Raw genomic sequence first — 16,651 nt, 5'->3', positions numbered from 1 at the left:
AGGTATAGGTGGCGGTCAAAGTGGATATTGGGGAAATCTTTTACATCCTTCGTGTAGATCTCGTTAGCACACTGAATGAGGTTACGTACAGACTGCAAGAACTTCTGGTCAGACCTCTCCACCCGAAGCGTGTAGCGTTCGAATGCCAGGTTGGGGTCGCTTCTCTTGAGATCCTCTAGGATGACCTTTTGCTGTTCCCACTTCCGACGCTCCTGGCTATGGTAGGCGGCCACATACTTACGCAAAATGGCGATGGCGATATCCTCGGCCCGGCGGATGTCTTCCAGGGCTACTTCCCTGTTCAGGGGTTTCAGCTGGTCATCTAAGCAAAGGATGGTGTACGTGCCCTTTTGCACTATCTCCCGCAGGGTGGCTTCGCTAAAGGCTAGGTTGTGGAAACCCTTCAGCCGCTTGAAGGCCAACAGGTCAAAGTAAATCCGTCGCCAATCCAATAGGGGCGCCCACTGAGGCAGTAGGGCCGCTTTGTCCTCCCCAACCAGCTTTTCCTCGTTCCCAGCCAGGTTTTCACCGGGCCTTGCCAACTGCACACGCGGCCGTAGGTCAAGGGTTACCTTTAACTCGGACTCTACTTTCAGTACGATACCTGTCTCCTTTTCAAACCGCTCCCCTTCAGGTAGCCGCAACACTCGGAGCCCGCTGTTCAGGAAGCTGTCCTGCACCTGGATGGGGAGGTGGAGCTCCTCAAAGTTCACCTGGATACCCTCCTGCTCCAGATAGTCCCGGAATTGGGCCATGTAGTTGGCGCGAACGCCAAAAACGTACAAAGTTTCCAGCACGGGCAAGTATGGCACAGCCTCCGCTACCCCGAGGGCACGGCTGCGTTTGAGGGAGAGTCCCTCGCCCCGGAGCCTTACCCCACGCCCAAACAGTTGGATGATCTGGGACCCCTCGCCCCTGCCGATGTTCATCAGCCCCATGCTGGAAACTCGAAAACTATCCCAGCCTTCCATGAACTTGCGGGAGCCTATGAGCACATTGACCGGGGAATCCCGATCGTTGATACGATTGAACAAGGAGCCGGCAAAGTTCTCTTCTTCACGCTTGAGGTGCTCGGCCTCCAGCAGCTTCATCAAGCCGGCCACATCGCCGATGTTGATGACTCCGAAGTAAGGGCCATCCCCGGCCCTTAGCCCAATCTCCCCCGCCGCTCCCTTCAGCTCCACCACCCGCAGACTCTCACCTGGTTCGGCAGCGAAGACCTGCCGCACAATGTCCACGTAGATCTCTTTATAGATCTCCTTAGAGCTTGAGTCCTTGCCCAGCAAATACTTGCCCTGCAAATAGGAGAATAAGTCCTTAAAAATATCCTCGTTGTTGGGGTTCTTGAGACCTGTGTTCCCATGGAGGAGATCCTTTATCCGCGCCGTCCACCGCTCGGGATGGCCCAGAAAGTCCTTGAAGAAAAGCACGATCTGCTGCACATCAGATAAGGTTTTTTCATCGTCCTGGGTTTGGCTACCAATGACCGTGTGCCCCACAAAAACCCACAGGGGCTTTTCCAGGTTATAGGGGCGGAGGACTTCCCGGTACTCCTGGTACACGGATAACTGCTGGTAAAAGGAGACGAGGTTACCCAAGAGCATCCACTGGGTGTGGGTGTCCTTCTCTTCCCGTGGATTGTTATCGGTATTGGGGCCGTCCTTCACCTTCAGATTGAGGATCCAGTAATCCTTGCCATAGCCGTCCTCGTAGAAATGCCGGTAGGAGTAGTCAAACAGGACGGCCTTGGAGTATTCCTCCAAGAGTTCGGGCCTTTTATTTCTGTTGGCCCCGTTGACCATCTGCCCAAAGGTGGCGCTGTACTCAAAGGTGAAGCCTCGCTCCGCAAGGCGTTGGCGGAGATTCCGCCAAACCTCGCCACTGGCGCCCCGGTGCCCTTCATCCACGAAAAGCAGGTTGTTGTCCCCGAAGGCATCCACCTCCACCGTCACACCGCCACCCCGCTTTTTCTCCACCAGCTTGGTGATTTCAATGACGGTAACGGACGGCTCCTCGCCGCCGGAGTAGAGGTTGCGCGCTTCCGCCTCCCCATGGCGCCCCGCACGGATGCCACTCTTTCGCAACTCCTTCAAGTGCTGCTGGGACAACCCTTCGTTGGGGGTGATCAGCAGGATATTGTTAAGCCGCTCCTTCCCCTGGCTATAGTGCAGGTACTGCCACAGGTTGATGTGCAGGATCAAGGTTTTGCCGCTACCCGTGGCCATCCAGAAGGCGAGCTTGCGCAGGTCGTGCTCGGTGAAAGGCCGGTAAAAGGACGCAGCCGAGGGGTTCCCCATCTTTTCCTGTTCGACGAAGCGATTGAGTTCATCAAGAAGGCTCGCGGGGTTGGTAAACAACCGGTCCAAGTACACTTCGGTGAATAGGACAGCCAGATACTGGAAGTATTTGAGCTGAATGGGCAGGGTCCGGAAGAGGTTAAGCCGTTCCACGTACCCTTTGATGCGCAGGTCATAGGTGGCGAGCTGGTCTGGAGGGATCATCAGCCCTTTGTGTCCTTCCAGTACCCTGAAGAAGTAGCTATGCTCATCCTCGACCCAGCCCTCTTTCTGATCCCGCAAAGCTTCCCTTAGGGCACGAAAGTCTTGGTACCCGAAAAGCTGGCAGAAGTAGCGGTTGAGGACCAGGTGGTCCTGGAGCAAAGGAAACTGACGGGAAACCCTCGGGACAGAGGCCTTGCTTTGGTTGATCGTGGCCTTGGCCATAAGGTTACACCCCCACAGGAGCGAACATCAGGCGATGGAACTCCGGCTCTATGGCTTCGGCGTTCTCCACGAAGCTGGGGCCGTTCACCAGGAGGCGGTCAGGCTTACCATCCCCCAGCAGGGCAGGTAGAACCTTCTCTTCAATGAAGTCCCTGTCCTTTATGAGCTCTTCCTCGTTGTCCTCTAGCTCCACCACGGAGCGCCACACGATAGCCACCTTTTTGCCGTCCTTTTCCCCCAGGACAGCCCGGTAGGGGCGTCCGTTGTGCTCAAACGCCAGCATCCTCCTCACCTGAATCCCTAGTAGGTAGTTGAAGGTCTCCACCAAGTCCACCGGACGTTCCACGATCTCATCCCCCTCCTGGACCTTTAGCTTGTAGGAAAAGGGGTCTTTGAACATCTCCAGGTTGAACTGGCATTCGTCACCTAACCTTTCACAGAAAAACTCCAAGGGGTCTTTGAACATCTCCAGGTTGAACTGGCATTCGTCACCTAACCTTTCACAGAAAAACTCCAAGTTGTTGAGTGTATCTTCGTACTGTTCAAGGTACTGGTATTTGAAGAAGCCACCACCTTGCCACTTCACTTGCTTAGAAATCCCTGACTGCTCTCCACGAAGAACTAGCTTCATCCTTTTCAAGGCCATCTGGAAGATGTTATTGTCTCCTTCAATCGCTAGCCAACGTCGTCCTGTTTTGTGAGCAACAGCGGCAGATGTGCCACTGCCCACAAAAAAGTCGAGCACCACGCTTCTTTCTTGAGAGAAAGCAGAAATAACCTTGAAAAGAAGGATTTCTGGCTTTTTCCCTGAAGTGAGTCCGACACCTCCTTCTGCGTGTAAAGCAGCGTTTGGAACCTCCCATTGATTGGTCAGGACAGAACGGCGGTATGCCTTTCCATTCTGTACCGTAAGAACATCGCTCGCTTTGGCTAGGATGCGCCTGTTCAGAAAGTAAATGCTCGTCAGTTGTCCGGCAGATTTACCTCTGACGGGCACGTACTCCATTGATGAGAGTCCGCGTTCGGGCACCTCATTCAAAATGCCTAAAATCATGCCTCCACTTGGGTTATAGTCGGCATAAATGTGCTCAGCTTTCATTATGAAATCTTTCCAATCTAGTTCCTCAGCGTTTCTGATTTCGTATCCATCCCACTGGTAGATTCTGATTGTACCAACCCCGGGCCTCTTTATTTCCTTTACAAGCTTTTTCTTGCCATAGGAGACCACCCAATGCCGATAGCCACGTAAGGGCTTCGTAACCTCCGTGAACTCATATATGGGGTATCGTGCAACGTACGCGCGCACGCTCTCAATGTTTCGGGCGAAAAGCAAGCCATATTCACTTATGTCAAAAATGATACTTTGTTGCCCTACCCCAGCGGGGTCCTTGACCTTGACTGTAATTTGCGCAATTTTATTCGCTTCGGAAAAGGTATGGGCCATTAAAAAGCGCAGCTTTTCTAACTCTCGGTCGTCAATGCTTACAAAGATAACCGCATCCTCAGCCATTGTGTATTTCGCCAACAGTAGTCGATCCGCCATCATGGTTAGCCAGGTAGAATGCTGGTAGTTATCCCGGTACAAAAACCCATCGTTCCCTGTGTTATACGGCGGATCAATGTAGATGCACTTCACCTTCTCCCGGTACTTCTCCAAAAGCAGGTTGAGGGCCTGCCAGTTCTCGCTCTTGACGAGTAGGCCGTCTATGGACTCGTCGAGGTCCTCAAAATGGGAGAGAAGGCGCCACTTGAAGTCCTCGGAAAAGTGGCAGGTATCCACCACCAGAGTGGGGTGGGTTTTGAGGAAATCCTTGTCCACCTCCTCGTCTACCGAGTAGAGCTCGCGCCATTCTTCCCTTTGTTTTCCATTCGCCAGCACCTCGTCCCACAGCTCCTCGGGCACTTGGCCAATGGTCACACAGTAGTCGGTACGGACAACAAACTTCCGCTTTTCCCAAAGCTTCTTTTGGAAGTTCTCTATTTGGGCCAGGAAGTCAATGATATCCTTGGCCACTTGGCGCACCGCCCGTGCCCGGAGGATATGCCGGTGCAGGTCCTCCGCCTTGCCGCCAATCAGTTCATCCAGGAGAAGAACCTCGTTTTTGATGAAGAAGTCCAACTCCCAGGTAAAGAATCCCTTCAGGTCCTTATGGACGAAGAAGTCGGAGGTGTTCTTGCGGGTGAAGCGGGTCAGGTGCTTGAGGAGCAGGGACCGACCATTGGTGCCCTCCGGGGCCTTCAGCGCTTTCTTTAGGTTGTCGTCCCTTACCTTCTCCAGGATCCTCCGCTCTGCCTCCCCATTCAGGCTGTCTTGCGGCTTCTTCTGCTCGGTCCTACCGTGCGCCTTCTCTTCATCCTCCGTAAGGGGACGGTACTCAAAAGCCACGGAAAGCGTCTTCTCCGGCTCATGCCAGGTTACCGGGTTATCTTGGGCCAACACGAAGTAGCGCTTCTTGCCGTTATTGCCCTTCTGCTCCAAGGCTACGTTGCGTAGCTTAAAGGAGACCGTGTAGCCGTTCGCCTTAAAGCGATAGGCCTTGAAGCGGTCCTCTGTTTTCACGTAATACTGATCCCGGTTTGCCCAGTGGAGGACTACTTCTTCCCCGTCGTAGGGGATGGCGTAGGTCCCTTGGCGTCCGTAGCGTCGCTTGGAGATGAAGTCCCCGTCCTCGTAGTACCGGGAGAAAAAGGCGTAGAGGTCATTGTAGATGTGCGTTTTTAGCTCTTCAGGTATCTGATACCGGTTGAGCTTTTCCTTGAGAGAAAGAAATTTTTTGCCTAGCGGTGTTTCTCTATAGGGCTCGCTGAGTTGGTCGTTCGCCCCAAACGCTCTTTCGCCCAGGTTCTTTTTGATCTCCTCTCTGGTTTGCTCCAACTCCTTCTCTATTGCGGCTTTCTCCTCAGCTGTGTACTGCTTAAACGCCCCGTCCACAATCTCCGGCAAACGCTCGGTAATAAACCTTTCCACTTCTTGCCGCTTGTGGTTGAGGATGCGGTAGATGCCGAAGTCTAGGTCAGCGCTGTCAAACTGAAAGAGGGTGCGGAGTAAGCTCTGAAACTTGCTCAGGCTATCCTCGTTCATATTACCTCCAGATAGGCCAGCTCTTCATCTCGCTTCCAGACCAAGCTTCCGCGCCAGGGCTTGCAGGTATCCCTCCACCTCTTCCCTCACCTCCGGGGGGAGGGTATCCAGGTCCAGGCTGGACAGGCGCCGCAGGAGGTCCCGGTAAGGGGCCGCCTTAGCCTTGGGCTTCCCCACCTCCCGTACCTTGGCCCTGAGGTCCCGCAGGGATAGCCCCGCCTCCGCCTCCTCCAGGAGGGCCCGGCGGAGAGAGAGGTCCTTCACCTTCTTCAGCTCCAGAGCGGCGGTGTAGGGGATGGCCCCCCGCAGGAGGGCCTCCTGGAGGTCCTCGGGGAGGTTCAGAAGGGGAAGGCGGTTGCGAACGAAGCTTTGCCAATCCATGCGGCCCAAGGTGCGGAACATCTCCACCACCTTCTGCGCCTCAGGGCTCCCCGTAACGTTACGGGGAACCTTTCCCCTGGTCTCATCCCGCATCCGGTGTAGGAGGCTCACCACCTCTTCCCTACCCTTCCCCAGCTCCAGGGCCAGGAGGTCCAGGATGCCCAGGGTTTCCTCGTAGGGGTTCAGGTCCTCCCGCTGCAGGTTCTCCATGAGGGCGAGGGCCTGGGCCGTCCTCTCGTCCACCTCCAGCACCACCACCGGCACCTCCGTGAGGCCCGCCAGCCCTGCCGCCCGGTAGCGCCTCTCCCCGGCGATGATCTCGTACCCCTCCCCCACCTTGCGCACCAGGAGGGGCTCCAGGACCCCGTGGGCCCGGACCGACTCCGCCAGGGCCTTTAGGGAGGCCTCCTCAAAGCGGCGCCGGGGCTGGGGGCGGGGGCGCAGGGCGGACAGGGGAAGAGCGTCCCAACCAACCTGCCGGCGATCTATCTCTAGGCGCTCCACCAACTCCGGGGGCAAAAAATGCTCGATGGGGCTACGCTTCATACACCTACCTCCTCCAAGCGTTTCTTGACCAAGCTCTCCACCAAATCCGCTACCCCCCTAAGCTCCGCCACCACCTCAGGCGAACCCACCAGCTGCACAGGAATGCCCCGGGTTTGAGCCTCGCGGTACACAGCGGGTCGCCGGCTCAGGGCAGGGGCCACCGGCACCTTTTCCCCCAGCCTTTCCTGTAACAGGCGTAGCACCTCACGGTCCCGAGCCGTTCCCTCCGCATGTGTAGGCACCACAAGAAAGACGAAGAAGCGCCCACTCCAAAGGCGCATCCGCATCAACGCTTTCCCGTAGGCCTCAGCAACCCCGATAACCGTACCCAGGGCCTGCACGCCCTTCCGGCTCAGCTCCACCGGGACCACCAACCCATCCGCGGCCAAGGCCGCCGTCGCCGCCAGGCTTCCTAAGGAGGGAAGGGAATCCACCAGAATGTAGTCGTACCTCTCCCGGAGCGCATTTAGAGCCGCCCTCAGGGCAAAGGTGTTGTGGGGTTCCCGGGAAAGGGATACCTCCCCCCTGGCCAGCTCCACATGGCTGGGAATGAGGTCCAGGTTCGGGTATACCCCCTTGGGAGCGGGCAGATCCGCCCCCTCAAAAACAGGGAGCACGGTATCCCGCTCCCCCACGTCCTCAAAACCCAACCAGGCTGACAGGTTCGCCTGGGGATCCATGTCCACCAAGAGAACCCTCTTCCCCCTCGAGGCCAGCTCAAACCCCAGGTCCCGAGCCAGGGAGGTCTTCCCCGCCCCGCCCGCATGGGTGAAAAGGGTGAGCACCATACCCCCCTTAATGGCGTCCTCGGGAATGTCCTCCACCACATACCAGCGGTCCCCGATCTTCTGTGCCCGGATGCGCCCTTCGGCCACCATCTTCCTGGCCGTGGAGTGGGGAATGTCCTCCCGCCGTGCCCATTCGCTAAGGGGAGTAAGCTTTTGGCGCATGTCGCCCACACTTTATTTCACGCGCTACGCCCTGTCAAGCAGGACCTCTCCCACCAACCTTCCCCGCTCCAGGTATCCCCGGACCACCACCACACCCCCTGGCTCCGGGGCCAAATGGGGCCTCTTCAGGAGGAAGCGCACCACAAAGGGCGACACCTCCAGGGAATCCTGGGGGCGGATGAGGACCCGCCCTACCCCCTCGTGGACCCCAAGCCACCCCCCAAAGAGGAAAAACTCCAGGGGCGGGAGCCTATCCACGCCCCCCACCGGCACCTGGTAGAGGAGGCGCCGCTCCACCACCCAAAGCTGGTTGGCAAAACCCTCTCGGTCCGTGCGGAACCAAAGGCGCACCCAGTACACGCCGGGGACCAGACCCCCCATGCTTGGGGACTGGACCCGCCTGCTGAAGAGGCCCTCCGCCTCGAGGCGCAGGCTCGGGGTGTTTCTCACAGAACCCCTTTCGCGGATGCTCCGCATTTGGATGCGGAGAGGAAGCGGAAGGCAACGCAGATGCGTTGCCCAATGGCTAGAAGCGTGATATACTCTATCAAGGCATGTCCCTCCTGTCCGTCAAGTGCAAGCTGATACCCGACGCGAGTACAGCCGAAAAGCTCTCCCGCACAGTGAACCAGTTTACCCAGGCCTGTAACTACGCCCTTCAGGTAGCCCGCAGGGACAACGTTTGGAACACGTTCGCCCTCCAGCGTGCGGTCTACCGTGAGCTTCGGGAGCGCTTTGGCCTCAGTGCCAACCTGGCGGTGCGGGCCATTGCCCGCGTGGGCAAGCGCAAGGGACACAAAGTGGGCGGGTTCAAGGCTACCAGTGTGGACTACGACCAGCGCATCCTCTCGGTTAACCTGGACACCGAAGTGGTCAGCCTCTCGACTGTTGACGGGCGGGTGAAGGTGCCCATGCGCATCGCCGGGTATCAGCGCCATCTGCTCCGAAGCGCTAGGAGCATTCAGGGCGGGCAACTGGTCAGGGGCCGGGATTCTTGGTACATCCACCTGTGGTGTGAGTACGACGACCCACCCCCCATTACCCCAAAAGGCTTTCTTGGGGTTGACCTCGGCATCGTGAATATCGCCACCGATTCGGACGGGGAAACCTACTCGGGGAAGCACCTGAACTCGGTCCGGCACCGCTACCGCCGTCTTCGCAGGAAGTTGCAAAAGAAAGGCACAAAATCGGCTAAGCGGCTCCTGAAGAAGCTTTCGGGCAAGGAACATCGTTTCGCTAACGACGTCAACCACCGCATCAGCAAACGCCTCGTGGTCAAGGCTCAACGCACCGGACGCGGTCTCGCCCTGGAAGACCTCCGGGGCATCCGCGAACGGGTACGGCTTCGGAAGCCCCAGAGGGCCACGTTGCATAGCTGGGCGTTTCGTGACTTGGTCCGGAAGCTCCAGTACAAAGCCGAACGGGCCGGGGTACCGCTGGTCTTTGTGGACCCGCGCAACACCTCCCGGCAGTGCCCAGCCTGCGGGCACACCGATAAGGCCAATCGTCCCACGCAGGCGCTCTTTCGCTGTGTGGTCTGCGGGTACTCTGGGCTTGCAGACCACTTCGCGGCGGTCAATATTGGCCGCCGGGCTGCCGTCATCCAGCCGAACGCGGGGGCATGAGATGCTGCTAAATATGGCTATCGTGCCACCTGCAAGCCTCGGACTTCAGTCCGAGGTAGATGACACGGGAGAGATGGGCGAGGCCATGGAGGTAGGCCCTACTCGGGGTCATCCCATAGCCGCCTCGGCACCACCGCCTTGACCACCAGACGCCGGCTCTTGGGCCGGTACTCTCCCTCCAGGTAAACCCCGTTCCCCACCGGGGGCAGGGCCTCCATAAGGGAAAGGGGAGCCAATAGGACCAGGGTGAAGGGCTTCTTCAGAAGCCCGTCGGGGTTGGGGCGGATTTCCAGGGTAAGGGTGGCCCTCTCCCGGTCCACGGCCGCCAGGCGGCCCTGGGCGGTGAGGAAGGCTCCGGGCTCGGGGGACTCCCGCCAGGGCACGATGGAGTAAAGCTGGGTGGCCTTGAGGTCCAGGGTACCGTCCTTCTTAGTCCTAGGCCAGAACCGGCCCCAGCTGAACCTGCCCAGGGTCCGGCCCAGCACCCAGCGGGGAAGGCGAAAGCGGAAGCTCAGGATGGGCCCCTCGGACCCTTCCAGGCGGAAGAAGCCCGGGCGCCTTTCCTGCATCAGGGTGCCCCAGACCCAGAGGTTGGCGAAGTAGAAGTGGCCCTTGGGCTCCCCAAACCGGAGGTGCACCTGGGGGGTAGGGTCCTCCCCCACGGGCGAGGCCTGGACCTCCAGGGCAGGGGGCGTGCTCTCTAGGGACTGGGCAACGCCGGCCATGCCTTCACCCTACCACACGGGCCTCCTGGAGGAGGCTAGGGTCTAGAAGGTAGACGGTCCCGTCCACCTCTAGCATGCCCTTGCTCCCCCCAGCGGTGAGGCCCAGGTAGAAGCCCCTGCGGCCATCCCTCAGCTCCACCTCGGCCCCCATGGGGAGGGGTGGGGGAGAGGTGGTCCTTTGGGCCCGGGGAGCCCGCTCCGCCAGAAGCCGGTCCAGGTAGGCGGAGGGGTAGCGCACGGCCCCGCGAGCCGCCCCCGCCAGGGTCTGGGCCAGGGCCTCCAGGAAGGCCTCCCCCAGGGGCAAGGCCTCCCGTTCCAGCCGGGCCAGGTACTGGACGAAGAGCTGGGAGGAGGCGAAGCCGGGCCGGAAGGTGCGGTAGAAGTCCCGCCAAAGCCCCGCCCCCTTGAGGGCCTCCTGCAGGGGTTTTGTGCCTTTGTTCACATGGCCGGGGGAAGTTTCTTCAAGGACCCTTTGGCTCGCTGCAGCGAAAGGGGATGCTTCCCGTGGAGCTTCCTTTGGCCCACTGGCTCTCGGCGTTTGGTTTTCCTGCCCTTCTGTGAAATCCTCCTCCTCACCTACGGCCAAGGGATCTGGCCCGTGCGGCTGGGGATGTGGATAAGGAAGTTTTTTTTCAAGGCTTCTTTCTTCTCTTATTTCGGGTCCCTTCTCCGTGCCCTCCTGGACGGGATTGTCCCCGGGTGCCCCTTGCATCGGATGCACAGGGTGCGGCATCGGATGCATGGGGGTCTGCACGGGTTGCCCATCCCCCGTGGCCACCCGGTACCCGATGGAGCTTGCTTCCACCAGGCCCAGCTCCCAGAGTTCCATCAGGGCACGGCGCACGCTCCGGCGGTCCAGGCCCGTCACCTGGGCCACCTCCCCTTCCCCCGCCCACGGCTGCCGCAGCCGGGCCCGGGCCTGGAGGGCGAGGAGAACCCGGAGGGCGGAGGGGGTGAGGGGCCTTCCTCCCACCTTTCCCGTCAGCAGGATCCGCATCAGACTGTGTGGAATCCAAGTGCCTGCGTCTTTTCGGTCCAGAAAGGTCCAAGCGTTTCGTCCCACGGCGTGTGTTTGGGCCGCTTACCCCCGGCCCTGGGGCCCGTGGGTCGCCGAGGGCTTGACACTCACCTCCTGTTCTGGTATCCTTGAGTTAGCTAACCTGGATACCAGAAGGAGGGTCCTCGAAGACCCGCCTTCACCTTTTTACCCCTGTATCATCCCTGCCTCTCACCCCCCGTTTGGGTCACTATAGCACAGCACCGACGGCTGAGAAGTCCATATGGGGATACTAGCATAACCCGCCCGGATTAGCAATAGGTTGCCATCAGAGCCACGTCCACATGGCCCTCACGAGCCCCAACACCTCGGGCTTATCCCCCTCTACCCACAGGGTAGGGAGGTCGCGGGCCAAGGGATAGAGGGGGAAGCTGCCCCTTTCCACGTCCTCTTGGGTGAAGAGGGCCGGATGCCCCTGGTAGCGCCCCGCATAGACCCCCTTGGGGGACAGGAGGGGACGCATCTCCACCAGGAGGCGGCTGGGCTTGGTGGGAGCAAAGGGGAGGGAGGGGGAAACCAGGAGCCGAGAAGGTAGCTCCAAGAAGACCAAGCGCTCCCAAAGGGCCCCCTTGGGTAGGTCCTCATGGCCGAGCACCCCCATACGCCCTGTGCCCTTGCCAGCAAAGGCGGCATCTGCGCTCGTGTAGATGGGGATGGGAAGGGGCTTAACCTCGTCCAGGCCTTCCAGCCGTTCGTCCAGCAGCACCGACAGGGGAAGGCCCAGCACCTTGGCCAAGCCCACCAGGTTGGCCGTGGATAGGGACCGGGGATCCACAGCCCCCCGCTCAATCTTGGCCATAAGGCTCACCGAAAAACCTGCTCGTCTAGCCAGTTCTTCCTGGGTGAGCCCCAGTTCCTTTCGCCGCTCTATGATGGCGAGGATACGGGGCGGCAAGGGTTGATCGGTTTGTCTACGGCCGGACATGGCTTGAGCATATTGCCAACCCTCTCCCCTGGCAACAACCTAGCCAGTTCCTTGGCAGCCTTATCGGCCAGACGATGCCCCTTGCGCACGTATCCGTCGTGCCGCCGCTTGCGGCCCCCGGTGAAGTCCCAACCCAGGCCCTTGGCCCGCATCACGGCCTTGCACTTCCGCAGCCAGGAGGCCTCCCGGGGGCCAGGGGTCACACGGCCCCGGAGGAGGGCCTGGACATGGCCCGAGTCGGTGTACACCGTAGCCCCCTGCGGGGCTAAGCGAAGGGCCTTGAGGAAGGCCGCCCGTTCCGCTTCGTTGTTGTCCCCCGCCCACACGGCTCCCACGTGGAGGAGCCGGAAGGTGGTGCCCTCCTGTAGGACCACGGCCACCGCAGCCAGGTCCCCCCGGTGCGAGGCATCGGTATAGAGCCTCCTGCTCAGGCCCATCGTTCCCCCTGGGCCAGGGCGTGGAGGGCCTCCGGGTACCCCAGGGCCTCCAGGTACTCGGGGTCCTCCGGGTCGAGGAGGTGGGCGCCGCTGATCCGTACTCCGCGCCTGGCCCATTCTAGGACCACAGCCTTGGCCATGGTCCGGAGGCGCTCCTGCCACACCTCCCAGACCGGGGGCTCTGAGGGGAGGGTCCCCAGGTCCAGGCCCTCCAGGAGGTGGGGGAGCTGGCGGGAGGCCTCTATGCGCAGGGCCAGGTCCAGGCGGTACCCCTCCAAGACGTACCGCCGTCCCTGGGTGGCCAGGCCCGGCACTCCCTTGCTGCGCAAGCGGGACATGGCCGTATGGACCGCCTGGGCCTTGCCGGGATCCCCGTACACCCGCTCGGCGATCTCTCCTGGGGTGCCCGGAGCCAGCATGAGGGCGAGTAGGTAGGTGAGCTCACTGAAGCTCAGACGCAGCTTCAGGCCATGGGCGTATAGGGCCTGCTCGGTTGCCGACACCACCCTCGAGGTGGTGGGCAGCCCCAGGAGCCGCTTGGAAAGCGAAAACCAGGGGGTTTCCTCTCTGGGGGTGAGGGCCACCCCAAGGAGGGCACGGGCGATGGCGCCAGCCTCCCCCGGATCGTCCTTGGCCTCCTCCAGGAGGCGGTGGGCTCGGTGGACCTCCCCTTGGCGCAGAAGCCACAGGGCACGGTAGACCCGGTGGGTAGGCACCAGGTCCCTTGCTTCCACCACCAGGTCCATCTCATCCAGAAGCGCCCCTACCTCCCGCAGGTTGCCCTGGGCTAGGTGGACCTCCACTAGGCTCTGGGTAGCCGAGTACCACATATCCCAGAAGTCCCCTTCCGAGGCATGGAGCCTGGCTCGCTGAAAGGCGGCCTCCGCACCCTCCCACTCCCCCTTGTAGGCCAGTAGGGACCCTTCCGCCAGGTGCCCGCAGACCAGGGCCAGGGGAACCCCTAGCCTGCCGTACTCCTGGAGCTTCCGGGCCCCCTCGAGGACCTCCTCCGGTTCTGCCTGCCCCACAAGGGCTGCCTCCACCCAGGACATGAGGAAGGGAGCCGCCCGCTGGGGCAGGCCCAGCTCCATGCACTTGCGAAAGCCCTCCTGGGCCAGGGCAGGGGTGGGGCGAGGGGAGAGGGCCAGGTACTGGCTTAAAACCGCCAGGTATTGGCTAGGCCACACCTCCGCCTTGCGCAGGAGCGCCTTGGCCTCCTCCAAAAGGCTTGCCCCGGGGACACCCTGGGCCATACGGGCCGCCAGGGCGATGCGCCGGGCTAGGAGTTCCACGACGCCCCGGTTTTCCCCAGCCAGCGCCCTCTCCGCCAGGGCTTGGGCTTCCGCGGCCCGGCCTGCTCGGTAGGCATGGAGGGCCAGGGTGAGAAGGGCCAGGGGATCCGTGGGGTAGGCGTGGGCCAGGGCTAGGGCGCCCTCCACATTTCCCTTTTCCAGCCGGGCTAGGGCCACCAGGCCGGCCAAGGGGCCTAGGTGTTCCTCCGGTACCGGGCCTAGCCACTCCAGGACCTCATCCCAGCGGGAGTAGGCGATCCAGCCTTCCGTGCGGGGCTCGGCCAGGCGCAACACCTCCTGTGGGGCACCCGCCCGCACGTAGAGCCTGGCTGCCAGCCCAGGGTGGGACCCCTCCAGGCGGGCGGCGTTGCGGATAAGGACTTCAGCCCCCGCCCGCCGTATCAGCGCCTCCCGGAGGACCTCCTGGGGCCAGTACACCCCCTTGCGCCGCCCGATGGGCAGGCCGTGTACCGCCACCAACTGGTGGAAGGACAAGCCTGCCCTTTGCAAGTCCTCTTCCCGCCAGAGGGGAAGCCCGGCCAAGGAGAGGAGGGCTTGATATTCGCCGGGGCGCATGGCGTCCAGGCGGTGCTCCACCTCTTCTTCTAGATGGACGGGAAGGTATCCCGTTAGGGCCAGGAGGTCTTCCGGCCCCAGCACCGTGGCCAAGCCTGAGGCGACCAGGCGGGGCAAGGCCCGTATGTTGCCCAGGTCCCGGCCCGCTAGGTAAAGGGTCAGCCCCGGCGCACCTAGCAGGGCCACCAGGTAGTCGGCAGCAGCAGGGTTGAGGTGGTGGGTGTCGTCCACCGTCAGCAGGACCTCCCGCTGGCCCAGCGCTTCCAAGAGAGCCCTGGCCATCCCCGGGGCATGGGGCTCAGCGGGTGGCGTGCCCAAGAGGGCCAAGTGGATTAGGCGTAGGAGTGCCTCTGGCGTGGATTCGCCTGGCAACAGGCCTACCCAGGCCCCGCCCAGGGAGGCTAAATATGTGGTTTTCCCATACCCGGATGGCGCTTCAATGGCAACCAGTCGGGGCATATGGTAACATGATACCTACCAGAGGGGTCCTATTCCCCATGGGATCAAGGGGGTGAACGGTCTCGACGGGGGTCGCCGAGGGCAGGTGGCGTGCCGAGGTGCGGGTGGCCTCGTAAAAACCCGCAAACGAATAACTGCCAACAAGCAGCTTGCTCTTGCGGCTTAAGACCGCAACCCTGCCCGGTAGCCCTGCCGGTGGCTCACGGTAGCGGGGACACAAGACCGGCTAGCCTTGGCTAAGCCCCGTAACCCAAGGCGAAAACCAGCGGGGCTTACCCTTGGCCGCCTGTCCGTGGGCTAAGCCAGGGGGACACCCAAAACACGGACTACGCACGTAGAGGCCTGCCGCAGGGACTTTCGGACGGGGGTTCGACTCCCCCCACCTCCACCAAGCTTTGGGGGCTGGGCAAGACCCGGCCCCCAAGTGCTGTTAATCCGGCGACTGCTCTGTAAGCCGCTGTAAGCCTCGACCCCTACCATGGCCCACATGGTGGGAACGACAACCCAGTATGCGGTGATCCACCTGTCTCCAAAGGAGGAACGGCTTGCCATGGTGGTGGACCTGGCCGCCTTGCGGGAGGCGCTGGAGCTGGCCCCAGGCCAGTTCCGTTTGTGGTCTGGGGGTGAGGCGGCGGTGGTGCCCTTTGTGGTCCTCCCTGACCACGCCCAGGAGGAGCTCACCGCCTTCGGCCACACCCTGCTCGGGGAACGCCCCGCCGCCGAGGTCCCAGCCGAAGTGCGCTTCGTGATGGACGAGATAGGCCCTATGGTGTGGGTACGGCTGCAGCGGGGGCACCTGGGCATCCTGCTGGAAGCGCTATTGGACCCCGAAGCCTTTTAGAGCAGGGGGGCCAAAAGGCCCCGTGGACGAAGGGGGGCCCTAGGGCATCTCCCTGGGGCCCTGTCTTAGCTACATGGGGGGGGACCGTGGACGAGCTCACCAAGGCCATCGAAGCCATAGACCTGCCTGAGCTGGTGGCCAGGCTTTGGCCCGAATCTGGGGCCCGGCCTGGGAGGCCCGGACTGTACCGGGCGGTGTGGCGGGGGGACCGGCATCCGTCGCTTAGCCTCTTCCGGGCGAGGGGGGTGTGGTTCTTCCGGGACCACGCCACGGGGGAAAGCGGCAACGCCTACCACCTCCTCCTGGCCGCCGGGCTCAGCAAAGCGGAGGCAGTGGCCATCCTTCTGGGGGAGAGGGCGCTACCCGAGCTACCCAGGGAGAAGGCCTCGGTACCCCGGAAGCGGCAGGGTAGCGGGCAGAACACGGAGCACCTCCTTCGGGAAGCCCAGCAGCGGCTTAGGGCTTGCCCGCACTTGCCCGAGGTGCTGCAGGGGAGGGGGATCAGCCTGCGGGAGGCGGTGATCCTGGGCATGGGCCTCTCTCCAGAAGGGGACCTGTACCTGCCCATCTATGGCCCCCAAGGGGAGGTGGTGGCGGTGAAGGTGCGCCATTTGCGCCCTCGGGAGGGGCAACGCTACCGCTACCTGCAAAGGGGCAGCGGCACCCCGCCCTGGTACGGCCCAGGTTATGGGCAAAAGAAGGGGGTGCTGGTGGTGGAGGGCGAGCTCAACGCCGTAGCCCTCTACCTGGCGGTGGGGGATGTCCTGGACGTGGTGGGCGTGGCTGGGGTGAACGGTACCCTGCCCAGTCCCGATGGCCGGCCCATCTTCCTGCTCCTGGACGGGGACGAGGCAGGGGAAAAGGCGGCAGGGCGTTGGCGAGAGGAGCTGGGGGGTGCCATCCTTTCCCCCTTGGAGGGCGGGGATGCGTGTGAGGTGGCCCATGCCCGGGGGCGGGAGGCCTTGCGGAAGGAGGTGCTGGCCAGGGTAGGGGAGGCCCTTTTGACCAAGGAGGAGTTTGAATGAGTGCTTT

13 protein-coding genes and 1 other RNA gene are annotated in these 16,651 nt (G+C 61.7%); 4 read left to right on the top strand and 10 right to left on the bottom strand.

The annotated features are described in order from the left end of the window. From DK874_RS08650 to DK874_RS08630, 5 genes are all read right to left on the bottom strand, one after another. A partial coding sequence (locus DK874_RS08650; RefSeq protein ID WP_114313621.1) for a DEAD/DEAH box helicase family protein occupies nucleotides 1-2,723 on the bottom strand: 2,723 nt, incomplete at its 3' end. Nucleotides 2,724-2,727: 4 nt separating this feature from the next. Further along, a complete protein-coding gene (locus DK874_RS08645; RefSeq protein WP_114313620.1) occupies nucleotides 2,728-5,805 on the bottom strand; it encodes a DNA methyltransferase in 3,078 nt (1,025 codons plus the stop codon). Nucleotides 5,806-5,829: 24 nt separating this feature from the next. Further along, a complete protein-coding gene (locus tag DK874_RS08640; RefSeq protein ID WP_114313619.1) occupies nucleotides 5,830-6,732 on the bottom strand; it encodes a ParB/RepB/Spo0J family partition protein in 903 nt (300 codons plus the stop codon). Continuing rightward, nucleotides 6,729-7,682 (bottom strand): ParA family protein, encoded by a 954-nt coding sequence (locus DK874_RS08635; protein WP_114313618.1) that lies wholly within the window; start codon nucleotides 7,680-7,682, stop codon nucleotides 6,729-6,731. Before DK874_RS08635 ends, DK874_RS08640 begins: the two co-directional genes overlap by 4 nt. Before the next feature lie 24 nt (nucleotides 7,683-7,706). Continuing rightward, nucleotides 7,707-8,132, bottom strand: a complete 426-nt coding sequence (locus DK874_RS08630) for a hypothetical protein (protein ID WP_240307648.1) — start codon at nucleotides 8,130-8,132, stop codon at nucleotides 7,707-7,709. A 104-nt stretch (nucleotides 8,133-8,236) separates the two neighbouring features. Here DK874_RS08630 and DK874_RS08625 point away from each other — a divergent pair, with 104 nt between their 5' ends. Continuing rightward, nucleotides 8,237-9,307: an RNA-guided endonuclease InsQ/TnpB family protein gene (locus tag DK874_RS08625; protein ID WP_114313616.1), complete on the top strand. Its 1,071-nt coding sequence runs from the start codon at nucleotides 8,237-8,239 to the stop codon at nucleotides 9,305-9,307. A 98-nt stretch (nucleotides 9,308-9,405) separates the two neighbouring features. On the opposite strand, the gene DK874_RS08620 is transcribed toward DK874_RS08625, so the two are convergent. The 5 genes from DK874_RS08620 to DK874_RS11665 form a co-directional block, all read right to left on the bottom strand. Beyond that, nucleotides 9,406-10,032 (bottom strand): hypothetical protein, encoded by a 627-nt coding sequence (locus DK874_RS08620; RefSeq protein WP_114313615.1) that lies wholly within the window; start codon nucleotides 10,030-10,032, stop codon nucleotides 9,406-9,408. A 4-nt stretch (nucleotides 10,033-10,036) separates the two neighbouring features. Continuing rightward, a complete protein-coding gene (locus tag DK874_RS11670) occupies nucleotides 10,037-10,474 on the bottom strand; it encodes a hypothetical protein (RefSeq protein WP_162798762.1) in 438 nt (145 codons plus the stop codon). Nucleotides 10,475-11,357: 883 nt separating this feature from the next. After that, nucleotides 11,358-12,014: a helix-turn-helix domain-containing protein gene (locus DK874_RS08610; RefSeq protein ID WP_114313613.1), complete on the bottom strand. Its 657-nt coding sequence runs from the start codon at nucleotides 12,012-12,014 to the stop codon at nucleotides 11,358-11,360. Continuing rightward, a complete protein-coding gene (locus tag DK874_RS08605; RefSeq protein WP_162798757.1) occupies nucleotides 11,957-12,451 on the bottom strand; it encodes a ribonuclease H family protein in 495 nt (164 codons plus the stop codon). Before DK874_RS08605 ends, DK874_RS08610 begins: the two co-directional genes overlap by 58 nt. Further along, on the bottom strand, nucleotides 12,442-14,601 hold the full coding sequence (locus tag DK874_RS11665; RefSeq protein WP_162798761.1) for a hypothetical protein: 2,160 nt from the start codon (nucleotides 14,599-14,601) through the stop codon (nucleotides 12,442-12,444). The genes DK874_RS08605 and DK874_RS11665 overlap by 10 nt, the downstream gene beginning before the upstream one ends. A 225-nt stretch (nucleotides 14,602-14,826) precedes the next feature. On the opposite strand from DK874_RS11665, the gene ssrA reads away from it, so the two are divergent. The 3 genes from ssrA to DK874_RS08590 all read left to right on the top strand — a co-directional run bounded on the left by ssrA (nucleotide 14,827) and on the right by DK874_RS08590 (nucleotide 16,644). Beyond that, nucleotides 14,827-15,169: a transfer-messenger RNA gene (ssrA, locus tag DK874_RS08600) on the top strand. A 96-nt stretch (nucleotides 15,170-15,265) separates the two neighbouring features. Further along, on the top strand, nucleotides 15,266-15,619 hold the full coding sequence (locus DK874_RS08595; RefSeq protein ID WP_162798760.1) for a hypothetical protein: 354 nt from the start codon (nucleotides 15,266-15,268) through the stop codon (nucleotides 15,617-15,619). 86 nt (nucleotides 15,620-15,705) lie between these two features. Beyond that, complete coding sequence (locus DK874_RS08590; RefSeq protein ID WP_114313610.1) at nucleotides 15,706-16,644, top strand: hypothetical protein; 939 nt, start codon at nucleotides 15,706-15,708, stop codon at nucleotides 16,642-16,644. Nucleotides 16,645-16,651 lie beyond the last annotated feature (7 nt).

Source organism: Thermus caldifontis (assembly GCF_003336745.1).
Classification (GTDB): Bacteria; Deinococcota; Deinococci; order Deinococcales; family Thermaceae; genus Thermus; species Thermus caldifontis.
Note: the sequence above shows the minus strand (reverse complement) of the source record. Positions and strands in the feature narration are given on the sequence as shown.

Excerpts from the sequence above, each read along its gene's own strand:
- DK874_RS08645 (WP_114313620.1), bottom strand. The coding sequence starts at position 5,805 with ATGAACGAGGATAGCCTGAGCAAGTTTCAGAGCTTACTCCGCACCCTC.
- DK874_RS08640 (WP_114313619.1), bottom strand. The coding sequence starts at position 6,732 with ATGAAGCGTAGCCCCATCGAGCATTTTTTGCCCCCGGAGTTGGTGGAG.
- DK874_RS08635 (WP_114313618.1), bottom strand. The coding sequence starts at position 7,682 with ATGCGCCAAAAGCTTACTCCCCTTAGCGAATGGGCACGGCGGGAGGAC.
- DK874_RS08625 (WP_114313616.1), top strand. The coding sequence starts at position 8,237 with ATGTCCCTCCTGTCCGTCAAGTGCAAGCTGATACCCGACGCGAGTACA.
- DK874_RS08620 (WP_114313615.1), bottom strand. The coding sequence starts at position 10,032 with ATGGCCGGCGTTGCCCAGTCCCTAGAGAGCACGCCCCCTGCCCTGGAG.
- DK874_RS08610 (WP_114313613.1), bottom strand. The coding sequence starts at position 12,014 with ATGTCCGGCCGTAGACAAACCGATCAACCCTTGCCGCCCCGTATCCTC.
- DK874_RS08605 (WP_162798757.1), bottom strand. The coding sequence starts at position 12,451 with ATGGGCCTGAGCAGGAGGCTCTATACCGATGCCTCGCACCGGGGGGAC.
- DK874_RS11665 (WP_162798761.1), bottom strand. The coding sequence starts at position 14,601 with ATGGCCAGGGCTCTCTTGGAAGCGCTGGGCCAGCGGGAGGTCCTGCTG.
- DK874_RS08595 (WP_162798760.1), top strand. The coding sequence starts at position 15,266 with ATGGTGGGAACGACAACCCAGTATGCGGTGATCCACCTGTCTCCAAAG.